The organism is Cupriavidus sp. P-10, from assembly GCF_003402535.2.
Taxonomy (GTDB): Bacteria; Pseudomonadota; Gammaproteobacteria; order Burkholderiales; family Burkholderiaceae; genus Cupriavidus.
The window spans coordinates 293,151-312,284 of record NZ_AP025174.1; the positions used below are offsets into that span (position 1 = coordinate 293,151).

Below are 19,134 nucleotides of genomic sequence, written 5' to 3' on the forward strand. Positions count from 1 at the left end.
GAAAGATGGTGCTTTTGTTATCACTCTTGTTAAACGGGGTGGTCTTCGGATCGATCCTGTTGCTGTCCAGCCTGGGGCTGACGCTGATCTACGGCGTCGGGCGAATCATCAACTTCGCCCACGGCGCCCTCTACAGCATCGGTGCCATGGCAGGCGTCTGGCTGGTGGCGAAGGGCTTACCCCTGTGGTGGGTGCTCCCGCTCACGGCGCTGGCAGTCGGCGCTGTCGGCGTGGCGATGGACTGGGCTCTGTTCTCGCGCATCCGTCACCGCCCCATGATGGACGGTCTTCTTCTGACCTTTGGCCTGGCCATGCTAATTACCGGACTGCTGTACGAGGCGGGCGGCCGGGACATCCAGGTGCTGGTGCCGCCTACAGCGCTGGCCGGAACGTTGGAGATGGGCAGCGTGTCGTTGCCGGTGTATCGGGTCTTTGCCTCGCTATTGTCAATCGCGCTGGCTGCCGCCTTGATGCTGGTCTTGAAAACAACCCGGTGGGGACTGCGCGTGCGGGCCGCGAATGACAACGGCGAAATGGCCGCATGCCTGGGTATTGATCGCAACGTGCTGATGCATTCAGTGGTTGGCGTGAGCGCGGCGCTCGTTGGCATCGCGGGGGCGGCATCCGCGCCGATCTTGAATGCCTACGCAACTGTTGGCGACAAGATGCTGATCCTGTCGTTTATGACCGTCATTCTCGGCGGGCTGGGCAGCTTTCGAGGCGCCGTGGTATCGGCATACCTGGTGGGGCTCGTGGTCGTGTTTGGCGAGGCCTTCACCGGCGGCCACGCGGCAATGATGCTGCTGTTCATAATCCTTATGGCCATGCTGGTTCGCTGGCCGCGTGGCCTGTTTGGCGAAGGGAGGACAGAATGATGAGGACCTCGTCTCTACCAGTCGGGCTGCCGCCGCGCCGCATCAACCTGGTGTCCGTTGCTGCGGTGCTGGTGGTCATCGCTGCCGCGCTTCTGCCCCTGTGGCTCACCGAGCAGCCCTTTGTCATCGTGCTGTTCTCGCACGCGTTCATCGCCGCCATGCTGGCGGTGAGCCTGGACATGCTGACGGGCAATACCGGCCTGCTGTCCTTCGGTCATGCCGCCTGGTTCGGCCTGGGCGCCTACGCTGCGGGACTGCTGGCGCGCGGGGTGACTGCCGATCTGCTGTTGTTGCTGCTGATGGCGGCACTGGTGGCGTTGCTGTTCGCTACCGGCGTTGGACTGATCTTCCTGCGCCAAGTCGGCAAGGCCTTTGCCATCCTGACGTTGGCGTTGTGCCAGGTACTGTACTCGCTGGTGTTTGTGGCGGCCGGTATCACCGGGGGCGAGGACGGCCTGCAGGGGGTGCCCTCCCCCACGCTGTTCGGACTGAAGATAGTTGGCCAAAACACCTGGTACTGGCTTTTGCTGGCGGTGCTGGTGGCCATGGTAGCGGGCGTGATTTACCTGCGTGCCACGCCGCTGGGTAAAGCCTGGCTGGGGTTGCGTGACAACCCCGAGCGCGCGCGCTTCATCGGCATCGACGTGTTCCGCCTGAAGCTCACCGCCTACGTCATCTCGGCCATTCTGGCTTCGATAGCGGGCGCGTTGTTCGTCCTGTTCAACGGCGCTGTCACGCCGGAATCGCTGCACTGGTTCCAGAGCGGCAAGATTCTGATGTACGTCGTACTGGGCGGTGTTGGCAGCGTGGTGGGGCCCGCGCTAGGCGCGGTGGCCTTCACCTTTGCCGAGCACGCGATCAGCAGTATCACCGACGCGTGGCTGGTGTACTTCGGCGCGTTGTTCGTGGTGATCGTACTGGTGGCGCCGGGCGGGTTGTACGGATTGCTGCGGCCGTTGTGGGCGACGCGGGTCGGACGAGCAGATAAGGGAGCGGGACGATGAGCGCGCTGTTGCAAACCACTGGCCTGTCCCGACACTTCGGTGGCCTGAAGGCGGTGCAAGACGTTTCGCTGAGCGTCATGCCGCGAACCATCCATGCCATCCTGGGGCCAAACGGCGCCGGCAAGACCACGTTGTTCAACCTGATCACTGGCGCGATCCCGCCGGCATCCGGCCGCGTGTCGTTCGACGGCAGCGATGTCACCGGCTGGACGCCCGAACGCCTCGCGGGCCGCGGCATCGTTCGCACCTTCCAGCGCACCAGCGTCTTTCTTGAACTGACGCTGTGCGAGAACGTTGCGCTGGCGATTCGCTCAAGCCGCAGACTGAACTTCAGCGTACGGTGTTCCCGTGCCGATGAAGACGAGATTGCTGCCGAAGCCCATCAGCACCTTCGCAGCGTCGGCCTGGCCGATAAGGCGGCCCTCACTGCCAAGCAACTGGCCCACGGCTCGCAGCGCGCGCTCGACGTGGCCATCGGGCTGGCGCTCAAGCCGAGGTTGATCCTGATGGACGAGCCCCTGGCTGGAATGTCCAAGGGCGACCGGCATGGCATTGGCGAGCTGATTCTGAAACTGCGCGACGAAATGGGCTTGACGATCGTGCTGGTAGAGCACGACGTCGGCATGGTGATGGCGCTGTCCGATGCGATCACCGTGATGCAAAACGGCAAGGTGATCGCCGACGGCCCGCCGAGGGTCATTCGGGAAAGTGCTGCGGTCAAGAGCGCGTACCTGCACGGGAGCTTTGCATCATGAACGGCATCACTAACCGCGAACTGAGACTCGACCAGTTGTCGGCTTCCTATGGCAGTAGCCACATCCTCCATGGCGTATCGATGCGTGTGCGGCGCGGCGAGGTAAGTTGCCTCCTGGGCTTGAACGGCATGGGCAAGACCACCACGCTGCGTGCCATCCTCGGTCTGGTTGACCGCCAGGAAGGACAGATCGTGTGCGACGGTCGCCCCCTGCAAGGTTCGACGCACCGCCGCGCGCGAGCCGGGGTCACGCTGGTGCCGGAAGACCGCAAGGTATTTGCCAGCCTCAGCGTGCGCGACAACCTGGAGGTAGCGCGCCAGCCCGCTACGGAAGGCTCACAGCCATTCACCATTGACGACGCCACGCGGCTGTTCCCTCGCCTGGCAGAGCGCATGGACCAACTGGCCGGCACGCTAAGCGGCGGGGAGCAGCAGATGCTGGTAGTGGCGCGCGCGATGGTGGCCAACCCACGCTACATCCTACTCGATGAGCCCACCGAGGGGCTGGCTCCGAATTACGTGGGAGCGATCCATGACGCCATCCTCGAGATGCGTGAGCGCGGCATTGGCGTACTGCTGGTGGAGCAGAGCCTGGCGCTGGCCACCGCCGTCGGCGACCACTTCCAGGTCATCGAGAGCGGCCATATCGTCTTCAGCGAGACGCGTGAACGCGTGCTCGCTGACCCGGCTTCCCTGGAAAAGCGACTCACTGTGGAGTGACTCTGATGCCTGCCATCCGACTCGAACTGCGCGACGGCATCGCCGTGCTCACGATCGACAACCCGACCAAGCGCAATGCCTTCACGCATGAGATGACACAGGCGCTGGGACGCCATCTCGACGCAGCCGAGCGCGACCCTGCTGTGAAATGCGTCGTGATCACTGGTGAGGGCGATGTCGCGTTCTCCAGCGGCCATGACCTGAAGGAGATGCTCACGCATCAGGACCAGGCCTCGGATGCTTCGCTTAACGAGCCTTTCCTCATGCCTGCGCGCATGCGCACGCCCACGATCGCCGCCGTCAATGGATACGCGCTCGCTGCCGGGTTCATCCTGGCCCTGAATTGCGACTTTCGCGTATGCGCGGCCAATGCCAGCTTTGCCGCGCCAGGCGCCCGCATTGGCTTGCTGCCGATTGGCGGACAGCTAAGCCGGCTCCCGGCACTGCTACCGCGCCCGGTGGCACACGAACTGCTGGTGACCTGCCGCGAGATGAAAGCTGAAGAGGCACTGCGCCTCGGCTTTGCCAGCCGTGCCGCGCCGCAAGGTGGTGCGCTTAACGTTGCGCTGGCCATGGCCGGCGAGATCACGCGTCATTCGGCCGGCGTCGTCTGGGAGGTAAAGACTGGCCTCGAGACAGGGCTGTACGCCGGCGCCGACGCGGCGCGTGAGCACGAATGGAGCGCAAGTGCCGAACTGCAGCGCGCACCCGATGCAAGCGAAGGCATCCGCGCCTTTCTCGAGAAGCGTGCGCCACGTTTCCAATAGACCCGCTCTCGTCCGAACAGATGTCAATGAGGATCTCCTCTTTGCCAGGGTCGAGTTGCCGCCGCGCCGTCTCCATCCGGTGTCCGCTGCCGCGGTGCCGTGGGCAAACGCCGGAGCCGCTGCATTGGTTCCAGTGAGGCAAGATCCTGATCTGACGTGCGCCCTGCTCGCTAAACCTAGTTACCTTCGAACGGACACCATGAAGAACGAGATTGAATCAAAAAAACTGCTGCGCGCCTGCGGGATCGCAACCACTCGACCGCAATTGGCCACCTCTGCGGCTGAGGCGATACAAGCGGCGCGAGCGCTTGAGCGGCCCGTGGTGATGAAAGTGGTATCACCCGACATTGTGCACAAGGCGGCCGCCGGGGGTGTGCGCGTAGGGGTGCCCCTGGCGGAGGTGGGACAAGCCTTCGACGACATCCTGAATGCGTGCAGGGCTTCATCGCCACAGGCGCGCCTCGACGGCGTACTGGTCGAAGAGCGCGTGCCGGAGGGACTGGAGGTTTTCATCGGGGCTCGGGTGGACCGCGACTATGGCGCCGTGGTGTTGCTGGGTTCCGGGGGCACGGGCGTGGAGCAGAAAGCTGCTCCCGCCGCGGCACTGGCCCCGCTTACCGAGCGCGCCGCCTCCGCGTTGATTGACGAGGCGTTTCCGCCCGGGCGCATACCGCTCGACCCGGATGCTCGGGCGGCGCTGCGCTCTTGCCTTTTGGCGGTGGCAGGTCCGGATGGGCTGATCTTGCGCGGCGAAGTCGGGGACGTCGATATCAATCCGGTGATCGTCGGCCCTAGCGGCTGCCTGGCAGTAGACGCGGTGGTCATGCCACTGGCGAAGGAGTTGGGCCCGCGGGTCCTGTCGGCGACGCAAGTAGCGGAGGCGGCGGCGCGCCGCGGCGCGAGACTCGAGGGCGTCGAGGCATTGTTCGACCCCCAGTCCATTGCCTTCATCGGCGCGTCAACTGTTACGACGAAGCTGGGCTACCGTAGCATCCGGAACCTGCTGGATTTCGGCTTTCACGGACCAATCTACCCGATTCATCCCAAGGCCAAGACAATTTGCGACCTGCCGGCATACCCCTCGATCCTCGATGTGCCGGCACAAGTAGATCGCGCTTATATCGCGCTGGGCGCCGCTCAGGTGCCCGACGCATTGCGCCAGTGTCAGGACATAGGCGTGAAGGTTGTACAGGTTCTCACCGCCGGCTTTTCCGAATGGTCAGCAGGTGACGATCCCTCAAAGGGCGAGGCACTGGAACGTGAGATCGCAGCAGTGCTCGCGAACGGTACCATGCGTATGGTTGGCCCCAACTGCATCGGCACGTTCAGCGCGACGAGCCGCATGGCGATGGGTGCGGCACAATACTGCCCGACGGCCACGCGCGGGATCAGCTTCATTTCCCAAAGCGGCACCTTCGCGGGTGACGTGGTGCGACGCGCCCAGGTGCAAGGCGTTCCCGTGGCACGGGTGCTCTCTTGCGGCAACTGCAGTGACCTCGACTTGGTGGATTTCCTGCTGTTCTGCGAAGCGGATCCGGCCACCACACTGATCGCGTTCTACAGTGAGTCGATCCGTGACCCCGGTCTGTTCTTCCGCTTGGCGCGACAAATTAGCAAGCCGGTGATCCTGTTCAAGGGCGGCACGACGGAGCAAGGGTTGGTCGCTGCCGGCAGCCATACCGCCGCGCTGGCCACGGACCAGACCCTGTGGCGTGCCGCGGTGAAGCAGTCCGGCGTACTGGAGGTCGATAGCGTTGACGAGCTGATGGACGCTTTCCTCATCCATAGCGCGCATGGCAGCCTGCGCGGACTAGGCCTTGGTATCTTTGGCTCTGGCGGCGGTGTCAGTGTGACGTGCTGCGACGCCGCTGCACGTGCAGGCCTTGAGGTGCCGCCCCTCTCGGATGCTACCGCTCATGCGCTCAGCCGTTTCGGGCTGCCGGGCACCAGCGTCGCCAATCCGATTGACATTCCAGTGTGGGGGCTGAAAGAAGGCGAGCGGCACATCTTTGGCGACATAGTGGACCAATTGAAGAAGGATCCGGCCGTCGATGCGGTGGTGGTATATGTGGAAATGGGCTCGATCATGGATTTCGCGGACAGCGAGGCCGACGGTGTGAAGGAGATCGAATCCATCTGTGCCAGCATTGCCAGCGCCAGTTCCAGCGGTCCTCCTGTGTGCGTGGCGCTACGCTCAACCGGCGACACGACACAGGAGGACCTCGTGCGTCGCAAACGCGTGGAGCTTCTGGAACAAGGCATCGCGGTGTTCCCCTCCACTGCGAGGGCGGTCCGGGCATTGCAGAAACTGCTTTTGCTCTCGACAAAGCCGCATTGATTAGCGCCGCGGCGGCGGCAAACGAAGACAAGGACTGATATGGCCCACAACGAAGATTCAGGGCGCGACAACTACCTGCCTGATGGCCGAGGCGCAAAAGTGCCGCTGATGCTGGTCGAGCAAATCGCAAACAGCCTGGCGGATGACATCATCCGCGGCGTGTACGCGCCCGGCCAACCGCTGATTGAGATGACGATTGCCGAGGCCTTCAACGTCAGCCGCGGCCCCGTGCGTGAAGCGTTTCAGCAACTCCAGGTCGAAGGGCTGGTGGATGTTCAGCCGCGCCGGGGCGCCAGAGTTGCGGTATTGACGCCGCAGACCATGAAGGAGTCCTTCGATGTACGCGCTGTGCTGTATGGCCTGATTGCCGCGGAGGCTGCATCGAAAAACGATGCGGCCACATTGAAGGTACTGCATGAAAGCACCAATGCTCTCAAGGCAAGCGTGCAAGAGGACACTGACACCTTCTTCGCGCAGATGTTCCGGCTCAACCTGCAGTTCGTCGAAGCCGGACAGAACCAGTACGCGCGCAAATTCTTGATGTCCCTGCGTCGGCTGACGCTACCGATCACGCGCAAGGTGATGCGCGACGAGGGCAACCGCGCCGGCTGGATCGAGAACTGGGAAGCGGTCTTGGCCGCCATCGAGCGTGGCGATAGCCGCGAGGCCGACGAGGCCGCGCGGCGCTGGATCATGGCGGTGTACGACAAGGACCGTGAAATCGCGGAAGACGAGCCGCCTGGCTCACCATATAGCGCAACCGCGGGCGCCAATCAGACCGTCCGGCAGATGAAGCTGGCAGCGGGCACTTCGATTAAGAGGGGATGACATGAAAATCAGCAAGACGTTTGCGTTCTGCGCCGCTGCAATCACGTGCGCTACGCTTTTGCCCGTGATGGCCAACGCGGCGGATGACGTGGTGATCGGTGTGATCGTTCCGACCACCGGTGCGCTCGCGCCGCTGGGCATTGACATGAAAAACGGCTACGAACTGGCCGTCAAGGACCATCCGACGGTCAAAGGCAAGCCGGTACGCCTTGTGATTGAGGACGACCAGGGCAACGCCGCCACCGGCTTGATGAAAGCGCAAAAGCTTGTCATCAAGGACCGGGCCCCCATTCTCGTTGGCGGCGCCACCAGTGCTCTGGTACTGGGGCTGGCCGCACAAGCTGAGCGGCTCAATGTTCCCATTGTGACCACGAATGCTCAGGCGGTTCAGGTGACTGGCGCGCAGTGCAGCCGGTTTGTGTTCCGCACCAACCCGAACGATGCAATGGTGGGGAATGCCACCCGCGTGCTGATGCAAAAGCGGCCCGAGCTGCTTCAGAAAAAGTGGTTCATTGTCTACCACGACGTTGTCTGGGGCCAGAGCAACAAGGCAGAGTTCGCGAAGATCCCGGGGGTCAAGATCGTCGGCGAGGCTGGCCGCTCAATGGGCACGGCTGACTGGTCCAGCGCTATCTCGCAGATCAAGAGCAGCGGCGCCGATGCCATCTACTTGGCGCTGGCGGTAGGCGACGACATGCCCGCCTTCATTCGTCAGGTACGAAGCTTTGGACTGAAGCAGTTCATGCTGCCGCCGCTGGGCATGCCGGATTCCATGCTTGCCGCACTCGGCAGTGACGTCCCGCAGCTGGTAACCGCTGGCTTGTTCGGTTCCTGGACGACGGAGAGTACGAACAAGGAAATGGCGCGCTTCGTCAAAGCATATACCGCCACGTTACATAGTGTGCCTGGCCCGCAGGCGATTCAGGCGTACGCCGGAATGCGCCTTGCCCTGGCTGCGATGGACGCGTCGCCGTCCATGTCGCCCAAGGACCTGATCGCCTCGCTGGAGAAGACCTCAGTGGACACGGTGGTCGGCAAGCTTGCCATTCGCAAACAGGACCACCAGGGCACCGTGGGCACCTACTTCTCGGAGACGGTTGCGGTGAAGGACTCGCCCTATGGCGCCAAGGTCGGCTGGAAGGTGATCGAGCCGTTGCCGTGGGATACGGTGAAGGTTGACGCGGCCCACACCGGCTGCAAGGAACTCTGACTCCATGGCCGCCGCAGCGCTCCAAGCCAGGCCGGTGACGTGGATCGTCATCGCCCAGTTGTTTGGCACTTCACTCTGGTTCAGTGCCAACAGCGCAGCCGACGACCTGCGGCGGCTGTGGGGCCTGAGCACGGCCGATATCGGCTGGCTTACCAACGCTGTGCAGGCCGGCTTCATCGCCGGAACATTGGGGTTCGCGCTTAGCGGTTTGGCTGACCGCTTTGCGGCGAGCCGAATCTTCATGGGGTGTGCCCTGCTCGGTGCCACCTGCAATGCCGGCTTCGCGTTGCTCAGCCAAGGGATGGCCGACGCCATGGCCTTTCGGTTCGCCGTCGGCCTTGCACTGGCGGGCATTTACCCGCTGGGTATGAAGCTCGTCGTCAGCTGGGATCCGTTGCGCGCGGGACAGAGTTTGGGTCTGCTGGTAGGGATGCTCACGCTCGGGACAGCTTTGCCGCATGGCATCCGGGCACTGGGCGCGTCGGTGTCGTGGCAGTGGGTGATGCTTAGCTCGTCTTGTTTAGCGCTGCTTGGGGCGTTGCTGGTCGGATTGCTGGGGGACGGACCGCACGCGAAGCTGCGCGGTATTGGGCCACCCCCAGGTGGCGCCCGGGTTTTGCAGGCCTTCCGCGTGCCGGCGTTCCGGGCATCTGCCTTCGGCTATTTCGGGCACATGTGGGAACTCTACACCTTCTGGACGTTGGTGCCGCTATTGCTGGCACCGGTGCTGACGCACGGTGCCGCAGCGGCGCCAACCGCTGTCTCCGCCTGGGCTTTTGCGGTAATCGGGGTAGGCGCGCTGGGTAGCATTGCTGGCGGCATGCTAAGCCGGCACGTGGGTTCGGCGCGCGTAGCCTGGGTTGCGCTTGGCACCTCGGGACTCATGTGTGCACTGTATCCGATGCTCGATCATGCGCCTGCAGCGCTGGTTCTGGCGCTTCTTCTTCTGTGGGGTATCGCGGTGATTGCCGATTCGCCACAATTCTCGGCCATGTCGGTACAGGCTTGCCCGCCGCAACTGCTGGGTAGCGCGCTCACCATCCAGAACTGCCTGGGCTTCGCACTCACGACCGTATCGATCCCGATCGCCACCGGTTCCTTTCCGGCACTAGGGTCGCATGTGGCATGGATCATGCTGCCGGGGCCGATATTCGGACTAATTGGCATGCGCCGGCTGCGTAGGAACCGGCAGGAACCACGTTAAGGACTGAACCCTCCGTCAGCGTCGACTACGACCGCCACTGAGGTAGGACGCTCTGTCGGAACCAAGAAACACGACGAGATCTGCCATCTCACCCGCGGATGCGGCACGGCCGAAAGGCAGGTGTTGCAGCATTTCCTGCCAGCGCAATTCGCGCTCCGAACTTCGAGGACAACACCGTACCCACGGTGCCGAGTTGGCGTACCAGGGCGGCCCGCTCGGGCTGACCCTCGGCCTGCTGTTTCGCTGGCTCATCGGGTTGTCGATGGGCCATGCAGTCTGGGCTCGACTTGGTACTGCTGCAAATAGTCGCGAATCATCTGGCGAACAACTTGAGATGGGGTCTGATCCTGGGCGGCACAGAGCGCCTTGAAGGCCCTCTTCTTCGCCGGGTCGATCAATACGGTCAGGCGAGCGGTCTTGCGAGGCCAATCTGAAATTCTTGGCCGAGGCGGCCAGCGACAGTACGCCCCAGGTGTTGGAAACCCAGCACGCGCTGTCACCGCATTTCGACGCACTGGCCACCCAAAGCTTCATGTCGCGCAAGGATCCCGACAAGCTCGTGCTGGGTTACACCCGGACGATGATGGGCTTCCTGCTGTTGCACCCGACTCCTACCAGAATCTCGATGATGCGCTTGGGTGGCGGTTCACTTGCCAAATACTGCTACCGGCATCTACCCAACACCAAGGTTGTAGCAATTGAAATCAATCCGGCGGTCATCGCCTTGCGCAAGCAGTTCCAAATCCCTCCGGACGATGAACGACTCAAGGTGGTTTGCGCCGATGGCGCCGAATATGTCGCGAACCAGAATGCGCGCAGCATTTGATTTTCAAAATTCGAAAAATATTTCTTATTTTAGATAAAAGCGATTGAATTATTTTAAATAATGCTTATACTTTTTCTCCAGCGACTCTATTAACTATCGCATGTTTTGAGGCATCTTCTAGGTGTATTGTCGTGAAGAAAAAATTTATTAAAATAGAAATATTAATTACTTATTGACTGACTCGGCATACTCGTCCCGCAGCTTGCGCTTGAGAACCTTGCCCGAGACGTTCTTGGGCAATTCCGTGCGGAAGACCACCTGCTTGGGCAGCTTGTAGCCAGCGAGCAGTTCGCGGGCGCGGGCGATCACCTGGCCGGCATCAAGCTGGACGCCCGGCCGGAGTACCACAAAGGCCGTGACCGCCTCGCCCCATTTGTTGTCAGGGATGCCGACGACGGCCACCTCCAGAATCTCATTGACCGCCTTTTGCAGGGCCAGTTCGACTTCCAGTGAGTAAACATTCTCACCGCCGGACTTGATCATGTCCTTTTTTCTGTCGACAAAATAAAGCAGATTGTCCTTGTCGAAATACCCCAGGTCGCCTGTATGCAGCCAGCCGTTCTTCAGCACTTGCTCATTGGCCTCGGGGCGCTTGAAATATCCCTTGAAGACATTCGGGCCGCGTACGATGATTTCTCCGATTTCCCCAGTGGGCAGCGGGGTGTCGCTGTCATCGACGATTCTTACGTCGTTGTACCAGACGGGCTGCCCCAGCGTGTTGGGCTTGGAGATCATGTGGATCGTGTATTCGCTCACGGTGACGGCCGGCGCGGCCTCCGTCAGTCCATAAATGAAATGCACGCTGTCCAGCCCCATTTCCTCGATGGCTTGGACAATCATTTCTGGCGTGTATTTGGCGGCTGCCGATATGAGCCGGCGAAGCGAGTTGAGATCGTATTTCTTGCGGGCCGTGGATGACAAAAGCTGGATCAATGGTGTGACCAGGATGTAGGCCAGGGTCACCCGGTGCTTTTCGATGAGCCGGCAGGCTTCTTCCGGATCCCACTGCTCCATGATGACCATGGGCAGGCCGCGCGCGAGAAAGGTGGTGGTCTGCGTGTGCAGCCCGCTGACGTGGCTCATGGGCATGGACAGCAAGAAGCAGTCGTTCTGATACGGCGGCACGTAGGTCAGCGAGGAAATCGAATCCCAGCAGACATTGGAGTGCGTCAGCACGGCCCCCTTGGGCAGTCCGGTCGTGCCGGACGTGTACATGATGATCGCGTCATCGCTGCCTTTTACCTCGACCTGTGGCTCATCCCTGGGGGCCTTCGATAACAATTCCTCGTAACGGAGCGCGTTTTTTATTTTTACCGCCCCGTTGTAGACGATGAGTTGAACGCCTTCGAGTTCATCGACGAATTGCGCGGCCAGGTCTTGGAGAGAGGAGTCGATAAGCAGCGCCTTGTTTTCGGCATCCTTGATGATGAATTGCAACTCCTGCGGGGCCAGGCGCCAGTTCAGCGGGCCGAAAACCGTTCCTATCTTGGCAGATGCGTGGCACATCTCCAGATATTTGATCGAATTCTTCCCCAATACGGCGAAATGCTCGCCCTTGGAAAGGCCCAGTTTTGCCAGCGCGTTGGCGCACCGGTTCACCCGGGCGTTGTATTCGGAAAAACTGACCCGCTCTTCGCCAAAAATCATGGCGGTTCGGTGCGGATATTGCTCGGCGGAGCGGCGGACTATCGAGCCCATTGTCAAACCATCGATCATTTTCAACTCCAATGCAGTCAGCTTGAAAACTTGCCAGGGACAGGGTGTTTCACGCGATTCATGATGGTGTCTCCGGCGAGGTTGGGGTTTGCTGGGGGTAGCTGATGGACATGCCGGCCCGTGCGTCCATCTGGATACCGTACTGGGGAAAGGGGTAGCGCAGGCCGTTGCGCGCTAGGGCCTGCATGCCGTCCAGGGCCTTCGCGATGTCGGCCACCGTCAGCGCCATCAGCATCTCGTCATCGAGCACGCCGCCGTAGCGGCGTTCGGCGAAACAGGGAATGGACAGGCTAGGCTCTCGGGTCTTGAGCGCCCTGCCCCAGGAATCGGCGCAGGAGGATTCGCCCACCACCCCCCATTGAAAACTGCGGTAGCCGCTCCATTGGAGCCCGTTGATGAAATACATCATGGCGCCTGGCGTGGCGTAGAACAGCGCGATGTCCGGCTCGCCCAGGGGCGCGCCCGGTGTGCCGCTCCACTTGCGCAGCGGCGCCGCCACCAGAGCGTGGTAGCTTCCCTGGGGAACGCGGTGCATGGCCGATTGGTGGCGCGTGGCGTCCTCCACGGTGGCGAACCACACGCCCGTCATGTGCCGGCCGGTGTGCCAGGCGGGGTCGTCCTGGCCCAGGCCGACGACGAAGCGGCACTGGTCGCCCACCAGGTCTTCGGCGGTGATGCCCACCGTCCAGCCCAGGCGGCTGGCCTGGCCGACGATCTGATCCATCGTGTGCACTGCCGTGGGGCGGCGCAGGCGGGGGATGGACTGCAACTGCTCGGTGGTTTCGAGCAACTGCATGCCGATCGGCGCCACGCGCAGCTTGAGCAAGGCTTCCAATTGTTCGGACAGGGCGGCCAGGGAAGGCAGCGGTGCACCAGCGGGCGGTGGCTCGTTGGTACCATGTGTGCTTACCAAGGCGACGTCGTTGCCCATGCTCTCTCCTGTGGGGTGGTCAATATAATTAATTATTGGTCATTAAAATGACCTATCAAAGGCGGGTTTTCCCTGCGTTCGCCTTACCAAAGCTCACTCCAAACCATGACCGATATCAATCAGACCGTTGCCCGCAATGTGGAGCGCTACCGCCAGCAGCGCAAAATGTCCGCTTCTCAGGTCGCGAAGCTCGCGGGCATTTCCAAGGCCACCTTGCTCTCCATCGAGCTGGGGCGCGCCAACCCCACGCTCGACACCTTGCAGCGCCTGGGGGATGCATTGAACGTCCGTCTGGCGGAACTGATTGCCGAAAGCTCGGAAGCGGTGGTGGACGTGCGCAGGGCCGGAGAGGGGCGCAAGCGCCAGTTGGACGGCATGCAACTGAGGCCCTTGGCGACCTTCTACGGCTCCGAGCTGGTCTACGTGTTCACGGCCACCGTCAATGCGCAGGGGGTGACTTCCCCGGCCCACGAACCGGGCAGCGCCGAGAGCCTGCTGGTGCTCTCCGGTGCGGTGATGGCGGGGCCCTGCGATGCCTTGGTCGAACTGGGCAAGGGTGACTGGATCCGCTTTCCCACCGACCGCCCTCACGCTTGCAAGGCGGCCGGGGAGACGGCCGAGGTGCTGTTCGTGGCCGTGCGGCGCAGGATTCCGGGCGTCGTGAACGAGTCGAGGACAAACAGGGTCTGCAGCCCCTGAACTCAGCGCGGCACCTCAGCATCCTCAAAGCGGTTGACGTCGCGCAGCGGACTGAACCATGCCATCCACGTCCCCGCCAGAGTGCACAGCCCCCAGCATGGCCGCCGGCACCACGCCCAGCCAGGCCGCGCTGGTGCCGGCGCGGAACTCGCCCAGATCGTTGGGCGAGCAGATGAACAGCATGTTCACGCGCCCGCGTATCTCCTCGGGCGTGGAGAACTGCACCAGAACAGATGCAAAACAAATGGGGTCGGATAACGAGATTGCGGCAATGAGCACCCCCCTCAATCCGCTCGACCGCTTCCTTCAAGCCCAGGCGCGCGACTACGCCCAGGCCCTCGCCGAACTGCGCGCAGGCCGCAAGCGCACGCACTGGATCTGGTATGTGCTGCCCCAGTGGCGACCGCTGGGGCATAGTGCCATGGGCGCGAATACGGCATCGCTGATCGTAGAACAAAGGAAAGTCCTCTGTTTGGCGGATCCCGATACCCGGGTTAAGCGTTGCTTGCGCCGGAGCAGTCTGTAATTTCACGATCGTGCAATTACCTCAGCCGGTGCGCTGATGTATGCGCCCACTCTTCCTTTACCCCACCACGGGCCTTGACAGGCGAGCGGTTGCACTTTCACGCGCTACGCTTTGCCGCGCTACATCGGGGCGTGGTGTCATTTTGGCACATGGTTGCATTTTGTCACCACAGCCGCTATCATTCGTTTACCCCGTTCCCTTAGCCAGGGGGAAAAGGCCATTAGAGCTTTACACGAGGGGGTTATAACTCCGCCGTATCGGCGGACAACCGAAACCGCCCGAAGTTGGGCGACGTGTCCGTACGCCGGGAGGCGCAGAAGGACACGGAAACAAGGGGTATGAGAACCATGGCACACAAGCACGAGGTCGTGACAACTCAAGACCGCGGGCGAATTACAGCCCGCCTAAGTGCAGAGAACCAGGAGGTTCTACAGCTTGCTGCAGACCTATCTGGAAGTACGTTAAACCAATTCATCGTACAAGCGGCGCTTCGCGCGGCTGAGGCGGTGATCGATCATCAAGAGACCCTCCGGGTCATCAAGCTGACGGCCGAGCAGTCCCGTCGCTTCCTCTCGATGCTCGAGAACCCGCCCGCGCCAAACGAAGCCCTGCAGCGTGCGATGGCCCGTTACAGGAAATCGAAAATTGGAAATTCATCTTTTGAATTCGTCCCACGACCGCAAAGCGTTTGATTGCGGCAACGACGAAATGAACGCTTGGCTGCGCCAGATGGCGCGCCAGCAAGCAGACAAGGATCTGATCAAGATCTACGTCGCAACAACAGCCGACGAACCCACCAAGATCGCTGGGTATTATGCGATCAACACGACCTCGGTTCTCACCGAGGGGATGGGTGGCCAGAAACTTCCCTCGAACGTACCCGCGGTGCTCCTGGCACGGCTCGCCGTTGACGCGAGTTACAAGGGCCAGGGGCTCGGCGGGTGCCTTCTGATGAATGCACTCGAGCTGGCGGCCGAAACGGCTGAGTTGGTCGGAATTCGTTGCATCGTGGTCGACGCCATCGATGACAACGCGGCTCAATTCTACCAACACTACGGCTTTGAGCCGTTGACCACCGACCCTTACCGGCTGGTCCTGCACCTCCATACGGTGCGCACCCTCTTGCAATAAGAGCGGCAGCTGATAAACGGGCTGGGGCGCTTCCACGCGGCCCAGCCCCGTTTTCTTCACCCGTTGAGCAGCGCGAAGCGTCGCTCTTCCGCCGGCGCCGGCACCGCCCGCGCCCGACTCCATGAAGGTCACGTCGCCTTCTACGTTCAGGGCGCCGTTGTTCGCACGATCAAACGGGCCTCGGGCTATCGACGCTGCCACAGACCCGTGCCTACGGGAGATTAGCCTCGATAGGATGGACGGATAGCAGCCTTTCGGTCGTCGTGCAGCTTCCGAGCAACAAACGCCTCTCGCACGAAACCCCGGAACGCCTCCTTGACGTCGTCCAACGTCAGGTCGCTCAACGCCTTCACCGAGGTCTTTCGCGCACTGCTTTCAAGCTCGTTCCAAGTCTCGAAGCGGACTGCGCCGTCAGCATCGGAAACGATGTTCAGGGTATGCGTATTAGTCTCCCCTGCGAATCCCGGCCCGAACTGGCTACGGTCCTCGATATGTTCGCCCTGCTTTGCGACAAAGGCGATGGACACGTTCGCGCGGAAATCGACAACGTCGCGCGCATACCGACAGGAGTATCCCTCCTGCTTCATAGCATCCGCCTGTTCCCGTAGGTAGCGGTAGATGCCAGCCTCTTCGAACGCTTCGCGAGCACGGACCACCATGTGTGCCCGCGCCGCTTTCTCCCGATCCTTCGCGGCCTGCCGCTCACGAGCCTCTGATGCCTCCATGTCTCGGAACTCAACGGAAATTTGTCTGAAATCGCTCATACGTGTAGTTGGGTAATAGGTGGTTGGCAGGAAGCTTTACATCCGTAGCCTGGTGGACTTGGGAAGCGTGTCGAAGGCGTTGTAGTCGTCAGGAATAGCGGCCGACCCGATCTCGGCACGCAGCCGCTCCTTGGCGCTGCGGACTGCGGGCGAGTCGGTCGGTGTCGGTGCAGGCAGTCCGGGAGTATTCGTCGCGGCCATCACGACAGCGGAGCCGTCGCGATAGCGAATTTCGACTGCTTGGCCAAGTTTCGGCATCTCACGCAATGCCACGGCCTGGTGCAGGATGCCCGACACGTCATCGATCTTCTGCACCACAAGATCCTGACGTACGGCGACAATCGGCCCGACATAGCGACCGTCGCCTGGCTCTGCGCGCCGCAGGTCAGCAACAACCTGTGCGGCAAGCTGAGCGACCTCCTGATCCACGCCGAGTCGATCCTCGAAACCCCGGGCAACCCGGTTGTGCATCTCCACTTCTGGGCGCCCTGCAAAGCGGTTCACGGAGTTGCCGATGTGATGCCCGACGTCAGCGAACTTCTCATAGATCACCGATTGACCGGCCATCTCGTGCTTCATTGTTTCAGATGCATCGCCTAGAATATGGGAAGGAATTTGTTTAAACCGCGCGTGCTCAGTTGCCGTGAATTGACGCATAAGCGAAGGATCGTCTCGATGCCGTAATTTCGGGTCAGTCGACCTAATTTTGGCGTACCCTTTAGTTAACGTTCCGACATTTTCGTCATTGGCATCGTAGATCTGCATTTTGAAGTTCTTGCCTGCGGCGAGATCCCTCGCCTCCTTTTCAACAAGGCCTCTCATCGTGCCCCAGCGAGCGTCGTCTGCTGGGATGTCTTCGAGTAAATCGCCAATAACCTGGCGCATCGCTTTCGGCGGCATCAGCTGATCGAAGTCGAAATCGATTCCCTGAGTTACAGCGACCATACACCAACGATCTCGATTTTCAATCGCACCCCATTCCTTTCCATTTAGAATTCGTTCATGCGTGGTGTAACCTAGATCGCGGAGTTGAGAGCGGAGAATGCTAGCGGACGCCGTATTCGCGTAAGTCGGCACATTTTCAATAGCGACAATTGCCGGCGCAGCCTTGTTCAGGATGACGAGCGCCGCGACGACCAGGTGCCCGACCTCCGGATGCGCCTCGGGATGTTTGAGGCCGCGTTTGGCCGTGCCGGCTCGGCTCGCTCCCGAACAGGGGATGCCAGCCTCCAGAATCTCGACCTTCGGTATGTGAGCCAGGCCCCGATCATCAAAAGCCAGCTCCTGCATGGGTGCGGCGAGAGGGACGGTATCGTCTGACCAGGCATCATTGAACTCGGACGCGTGCTCAAGCAACTCGGGGCGGATCTCGTTCGCGAATTCGAGCTTCGCCTTGAGCCCTGCCCGCTGCAGGCCTGCATGTATGGCATGCGACATGATGCCGCCGCCGTGCGATAGACTGCCGATGCGCAACGGCTCGCCATTCTCCATGCGCGATCTCAGGCGCTGCAGGCGCTCCTGCTTCTTCAGCTCAGATGCCAACGGCAGTAGGTAGATCTGGCCGTCCTTGACCACCATCCGGATCGCAGCCATGCCATCGAACGCAGCCAGCAGTTGGTTACTGTTCAGGTCGATTACGGGCATCGTCCGGGATCGAACCTGCTTCGGTGTCACGGTACGAGTTCCGTCCTTGCTTAGCGTGAGCACCACGCTTCTGCCCTTCACTTCGACTTCGTAACTCTGGCCTGGCCCGAAGCCAGCGCGCTCCAGCTCGAGGCCCTGAAGCCAAACACGCGGCTTGCCGCGGTTGGCACCAATTGTCTTGATGAAATAGCCGTCCATGGGTGTTTTTGGTGGTCAGTGGATCTTTTCGTACCGGCTGATGGACTCGGCGTTGCTGCCGAGCATTCGTTCCGTGGCGAACTTGAGAGACTCCAGGCGAGCAGCACTTGACGATCCCGACCAGATCTTCCGCGGCATAGACCGCGTCAGGCGACGGACCGCTTTGACCAGCGCTTCTTCGCTGTCGAACTGGCGACCATGGAGATCAGCGAGGCCTGCTTCCAATCCGGCCGTGCACACTGTTGCCGTAGCCGGCCAGGAAGGCATATCACCGGGGTGTTCGCTTTCGTCTCTGTCGTAAGCCATCATCGCTGCCAGGTAGGCATTGGCTTGGGACGGCTCCACCAGGGCTAGACGTCGGGAGGAAGCTGGACCCACGCCACCATTCCAGGCAAGCGGGCCGTAGTAGACGTCAGGTTCTGACGAGTTGGCGTCGCAGATTTCGAATGTGAAGCTGTCCACGTCCGTCAGAAAGAATCCCGCACCCAGTTCCACGTACTTGCTACTCATGAGGGGGCTCCCGCGTTGTTGCGTTCTCCGATACGCTGCAACGTTCGGCCAAGGGGGTGGGCGGGCGTGGGAGGAGTAGACGTTAGCCAAGACGCCACTTGTTGGACCATACCAGCGGGTCTGTCGATCACGGATGGCTTCACACGTTCGATCATCCCCCTGCTCTGCAGATGGAGCGACAGGCGGCTGTACTCTTCTACGGTGTAGCCAACAGCATGAGCAGCCCGTTCGACCAGTGAGTAGTCGTCCGGGTGCATCAGTAACTCCAGCTTCCGCTTCATCGATGGAACCGACTGGCCTGGCATCGGTGCTTCGGCCAACCATCTTGATGCGGCCACGCACAGGTATTCCTCGATGGAGAGCCCCACGTCCTGCGCCGCTCTTTCGAGCCTCGCATAGTCGTCGGCATGCAGATCCAGCTCGAGTCGCCGGCTCAGGGTTATGGGGGCATTCTGTTCGGACATATAGACTCCCGATGACCAGCGGTAT

At 61.4% G+C, this 19,134-nt stretch carries 20 protein-coding genes and 2 pseudogenes; 14 read left to right on the plus strand and 8 right to left on the minus strand.

Translation table 11 applies throughout. The annotated features are described in order from the left end of the window. Positions 1–5 precede the first annotated feature (5 nt). The 9 genes from CTP10_RS40850 (at position 6) to CTP10_RS40890 (ending at position 9,700) form a co-directional block, all read left to right on the plus strand. On the plus strand, positions 6–875 hold the full coding sequence (locus tag CTP10_RS40850; protein ID WP_116321268.1) for a branched-chain amino acid ABC transporter permease: 870 nt from the start codon (positions 6–8) through the stop codon (positions 873–875). After that, a complete protein-coding gene (locus CTP10_RS40855; RefSeq protein WP_271816383.1) occupies positions 872–1,879 on the plus strand; it encodes a branched-chain amino acid ABC transporter permease in 1,008 nt (335 codons plus the stop codon). Before CTP10_RS40850 ends, CTP10_RS40855 begins: the two co-directional genes overlap by 4 nt. Further along, positions 1,876–2,634, plus strand: coding sequence for an ABC transporter ATP-binding protein (locus CTP10_RS40860; protein ID WP_116321270.1), 759 nt, complete (start codon positions 1,876–1,878; stop codon positions 2,632–2,634). Before CTP10_RS40855 ends, CTP10_RS40860 begins: the two co-directional genes overlap by 4 nt. Then, positions 2,631–3,353, plus strand: a complete 723-nt coding sequence (locus CTP10_RS40865; RefSeq protein WP_116321271.1) for an ABC transporter ATP-binding protein — start codon at positions 2,631–2,633, stop codon at positions 3,351–3,353. The genes CTP10_RS40860 and CTP10_RS40865 overlap by 4 nt, the downstream gene beginning before the upstream one ends. A gap of 5 nt (positions 3,354–3,358) precedes the next feature. Continuing rightward, complete coding sequence (locus CTP10_RS40870) at positions 3,359–4,120, plus strand: enoyl-CoA hydratase/isomerase family protein (RefSeq protein WP_116321272.1); 762 nt, start codon at positions 3,359–3,361, stop codon at positions 4,118–4,120. 199 nt (positions 4,121–4,319) lie between these two features. After that, positions 4,320–6,458, plus strand: coding sequence for an acetate--CoA ligase family protein (locus tag CTP10_RS40875; protein WP_116321273.1), 2,139 nt, complete (start codon positions 4,320–4,322; stop codon positions 6,456–6,458). 39 nt (positions 6,459–6,497) lie between these two features. Then, the gene (locus CTP10_RS40880; RefSeq protein ID WP_116321274.1) at positions 6,498–7,286 is read left to right on the plus strand and encodes a GntR family transcriptional regulator; all 789 of its coding nucleotides are present in this window, start codon (positions 6,498–6,500) and stop codon (positions 7,284–7,286) included. A 1-nt stretch (position 7,287) separates the two neighbouring features. Next, positions 7,288–8,496 (plus strand): ABC transporter substrate-binding protein, encoded by a 1,209-nt coding sequence (locus CTP10_RS40885; protein ID WP_116321275.1) that lies wholly within the window; start codon positions 7,288–7,290, stop codon positions 8,494–8,496. Between the two features lie 4 nt (positions 8,497–8,500). Beyond that, positions 8,501–9,700 (plus strand): MFS transporter, encoded by a 1,200-nt coding sequence (locus tag CTP10_RS40890; protein WP_116321276.1) that lies wholly within the window; start codon positions 8,501–8,503, stop codon positions 9,698–9,700. 248 nt (positions 9,701–9,948) lie between these two features. Here CTP10_RS40890 and CTP10_RS40895 read toward each other — a convergent pair whose 3' ends face one another. Continuing rightward, positions 9,949–10,137, minus strand: a complete 189-nt coding sequence (locus tag CTP10_RS40895) for a ribbon-helix-helix protein, CopG family (protein WP_116321373.1) — start codon at positions 10,135–10,137, stop codon at positions 9,949–9,951. Between CTP10_RS40895 and CTP10_RS40900 the strand changes: the two are divergent. Beyond that, positions 10,098–10,517 (plus strand): annotated as a pseudogene (locus tag CTP10_RS40900) (spermidine synthase); the annotation flags it as partial. The gene CTP10_RS40895 and the pseudogene CTP10_RS40900 overlap by 40 nt on opposite strands. Before the next feature lie 174 nt (positions 10,518–10,691). Here the strand turns inward: CTP10_RS40900 and CTP10_RS40905 are convergent. Together CTP10_RS40905 and CTP10_RS40910 are read right to left on the minus strand one after the other, a co-directional pair. Next, on the minus strand, positions 10,692–12,242 hold the full coding sequence (locus CTP10_RS40905) for a long-chain-fatty-acid--CoA ligase (protein WP_116321277.1): 1,551 nt from the start codon (positions 12,240–12,242) through the stop codon (positions 10,692–10,694). A 58-nt stretch (positions 12,243–12,300) separates the two neighbouring features. Then, positions 12,301–13,173 carry a DUF169 domain-containing protein gene (locus tag CTP10_RS40910; RefSeq protein WP_116321278.1) on the minus strand — a complete coding sequence of 291 codons (873 nt, stop codon included), beginning with the start codon at positions 13,171–13,173 and terminating at the stop codon, positions 12,301–12,303. A 105-nt stretch (positions 13,174–13,278) separates the two neighbouring features. On the opposite strand from CTP10_RS40910, the gene CTP10_RS40915 reads away from it, so the two are divergent. After that, positions 13,279–13,872: a helix-turn-helix domain-containing protein gene (locus CTP10_RS40915; RefSeq protein ID WP_116321279.1), complete on the plus strand. Its 594-nt coding sequence runs from the start codon at positions 13,279–13,281 to the stop codon at positions 13,870–13,872. 2 nt (positions 13,873–13,874) lie between these two features. Here the strand turns inward: CTP10_RS40915 and CTP10_RS40920 are convergent. Further along, positions 13,875–14,106 (minus strand): annotated as a pseudogene (locus CTP10_RS40920) (MFS transporter); the annotation flags it as partial. Positions 14,107–14,143: 37 nt separating this feature from the next. Here CTP10_RS40920 and CTP10_RS41545 point away from each other — a divergent pair. The 3 genes from CTP10_RS41545 to CTP10_RS40935 all read left to right on the plus strand — a co-directional run bounded on the left by CTP10_RS41545 (position 14,144) and on the right by CTP10_RS40935 (position 15,529). Further along, positions 14,144–14,398 carry a DUF1810 family protein gene (locus CTP10_RS41545; protein WP_199414640.1) on the plus strand — a complete coding sequence of 85 codons (255 nt, stop codon included), beginning with the start codon at positions 14,144–14,146 and terminating at the stop codon, positions 14,396–14,398. A 347-nt stretch (positions 14,399–14,745) separates the two neighbouring features. Further along, a complete protein-coding gene (locus CTP10_RS40930) occupies positions 14,746–15,090 on the plus strand; it encodes a type II toxin-antitoxin system TacA family antitoxin (RefSeq protein ID WP_116321374.1) in 345 nt (114 codons plus the stop codon). After that, positions 15,044–15,529: a GNAT family N-acetyltransferase gene (locus tag CTP10_RS40935; RefSeq protein ID WP_233528219.1), complete on the plus strand. Its 486-nt coding sequence runs from the start codon at positions 15,044–15,046 to the stop codon at positions 15,527–15,529. The genes CTP10_RS40930 and CTP10_RS40935 overlap by 47 nt, the downstream gene beginning before the upstream one ends. 221 nt (positions 15,530–15,750) lie before the next feature. On the opposite strand, the gene CTP10_RS40940 is transcribed toward CTP10_RS40935, so the two are convergent. Genes CTP10_RS40940 through CTP10_RS40955 form a run of 4 tightly spaced genes read right to left on the minus strand, consistent with a single transcriptional unit; the run spans position 15,751 to position 19,109 of the window. Next, positions 15,751–16,293 carry a hypothetical protein gene (locus CTP10_RS40940; RefSeq protein ID WP_116321281.1) on the minus strand — a complete coding sequence of 181 codons (543 nt, stop codon included), beginning with the start codon at positions 16,291–16,293 and terminating at the stop codon, positions 15,751–15,753. A 36-nt stretch (positions 16,294–16,329) separates the two neighbouring features. Next, entirely contained in the window at positions 16,330–18,135 is a 1,806-nt protein-coding gene (locus CTP10_RS40945) for a DNA cytosine methyltransferase (RefSeq protein ID WP_116321282.1), read from the minus strand. Between the two features lie 15 nt (positions 18,136–18,150). Next, positions 18,151–18,645 (minus strand): hypothetical protein, encoded by a 495-nt coding sequence (locus tag CTP10_RS40950; RefSeq protein WP_116321283.1) that lies wholly within the window; start codon positions 18,643–18,645, stop codon positions 18,151–18,153. Beyond that, positions 18,642–19,109, minus strand: a complete 468-nt coding sequence (locus CTP10_RS40955; protein WP_116321284.1) for a hypothetical protein — start codon at positions 19,107–19,109, stop codon at positions 18,642–18,644. The genes CTP10_RS40950 and CTP10_RS40955 overlap by 4 nt, the downstream gene beginning before the upstream one ends. Positions 19,110–19,134 lie beyond the last annotated feature (25 nt).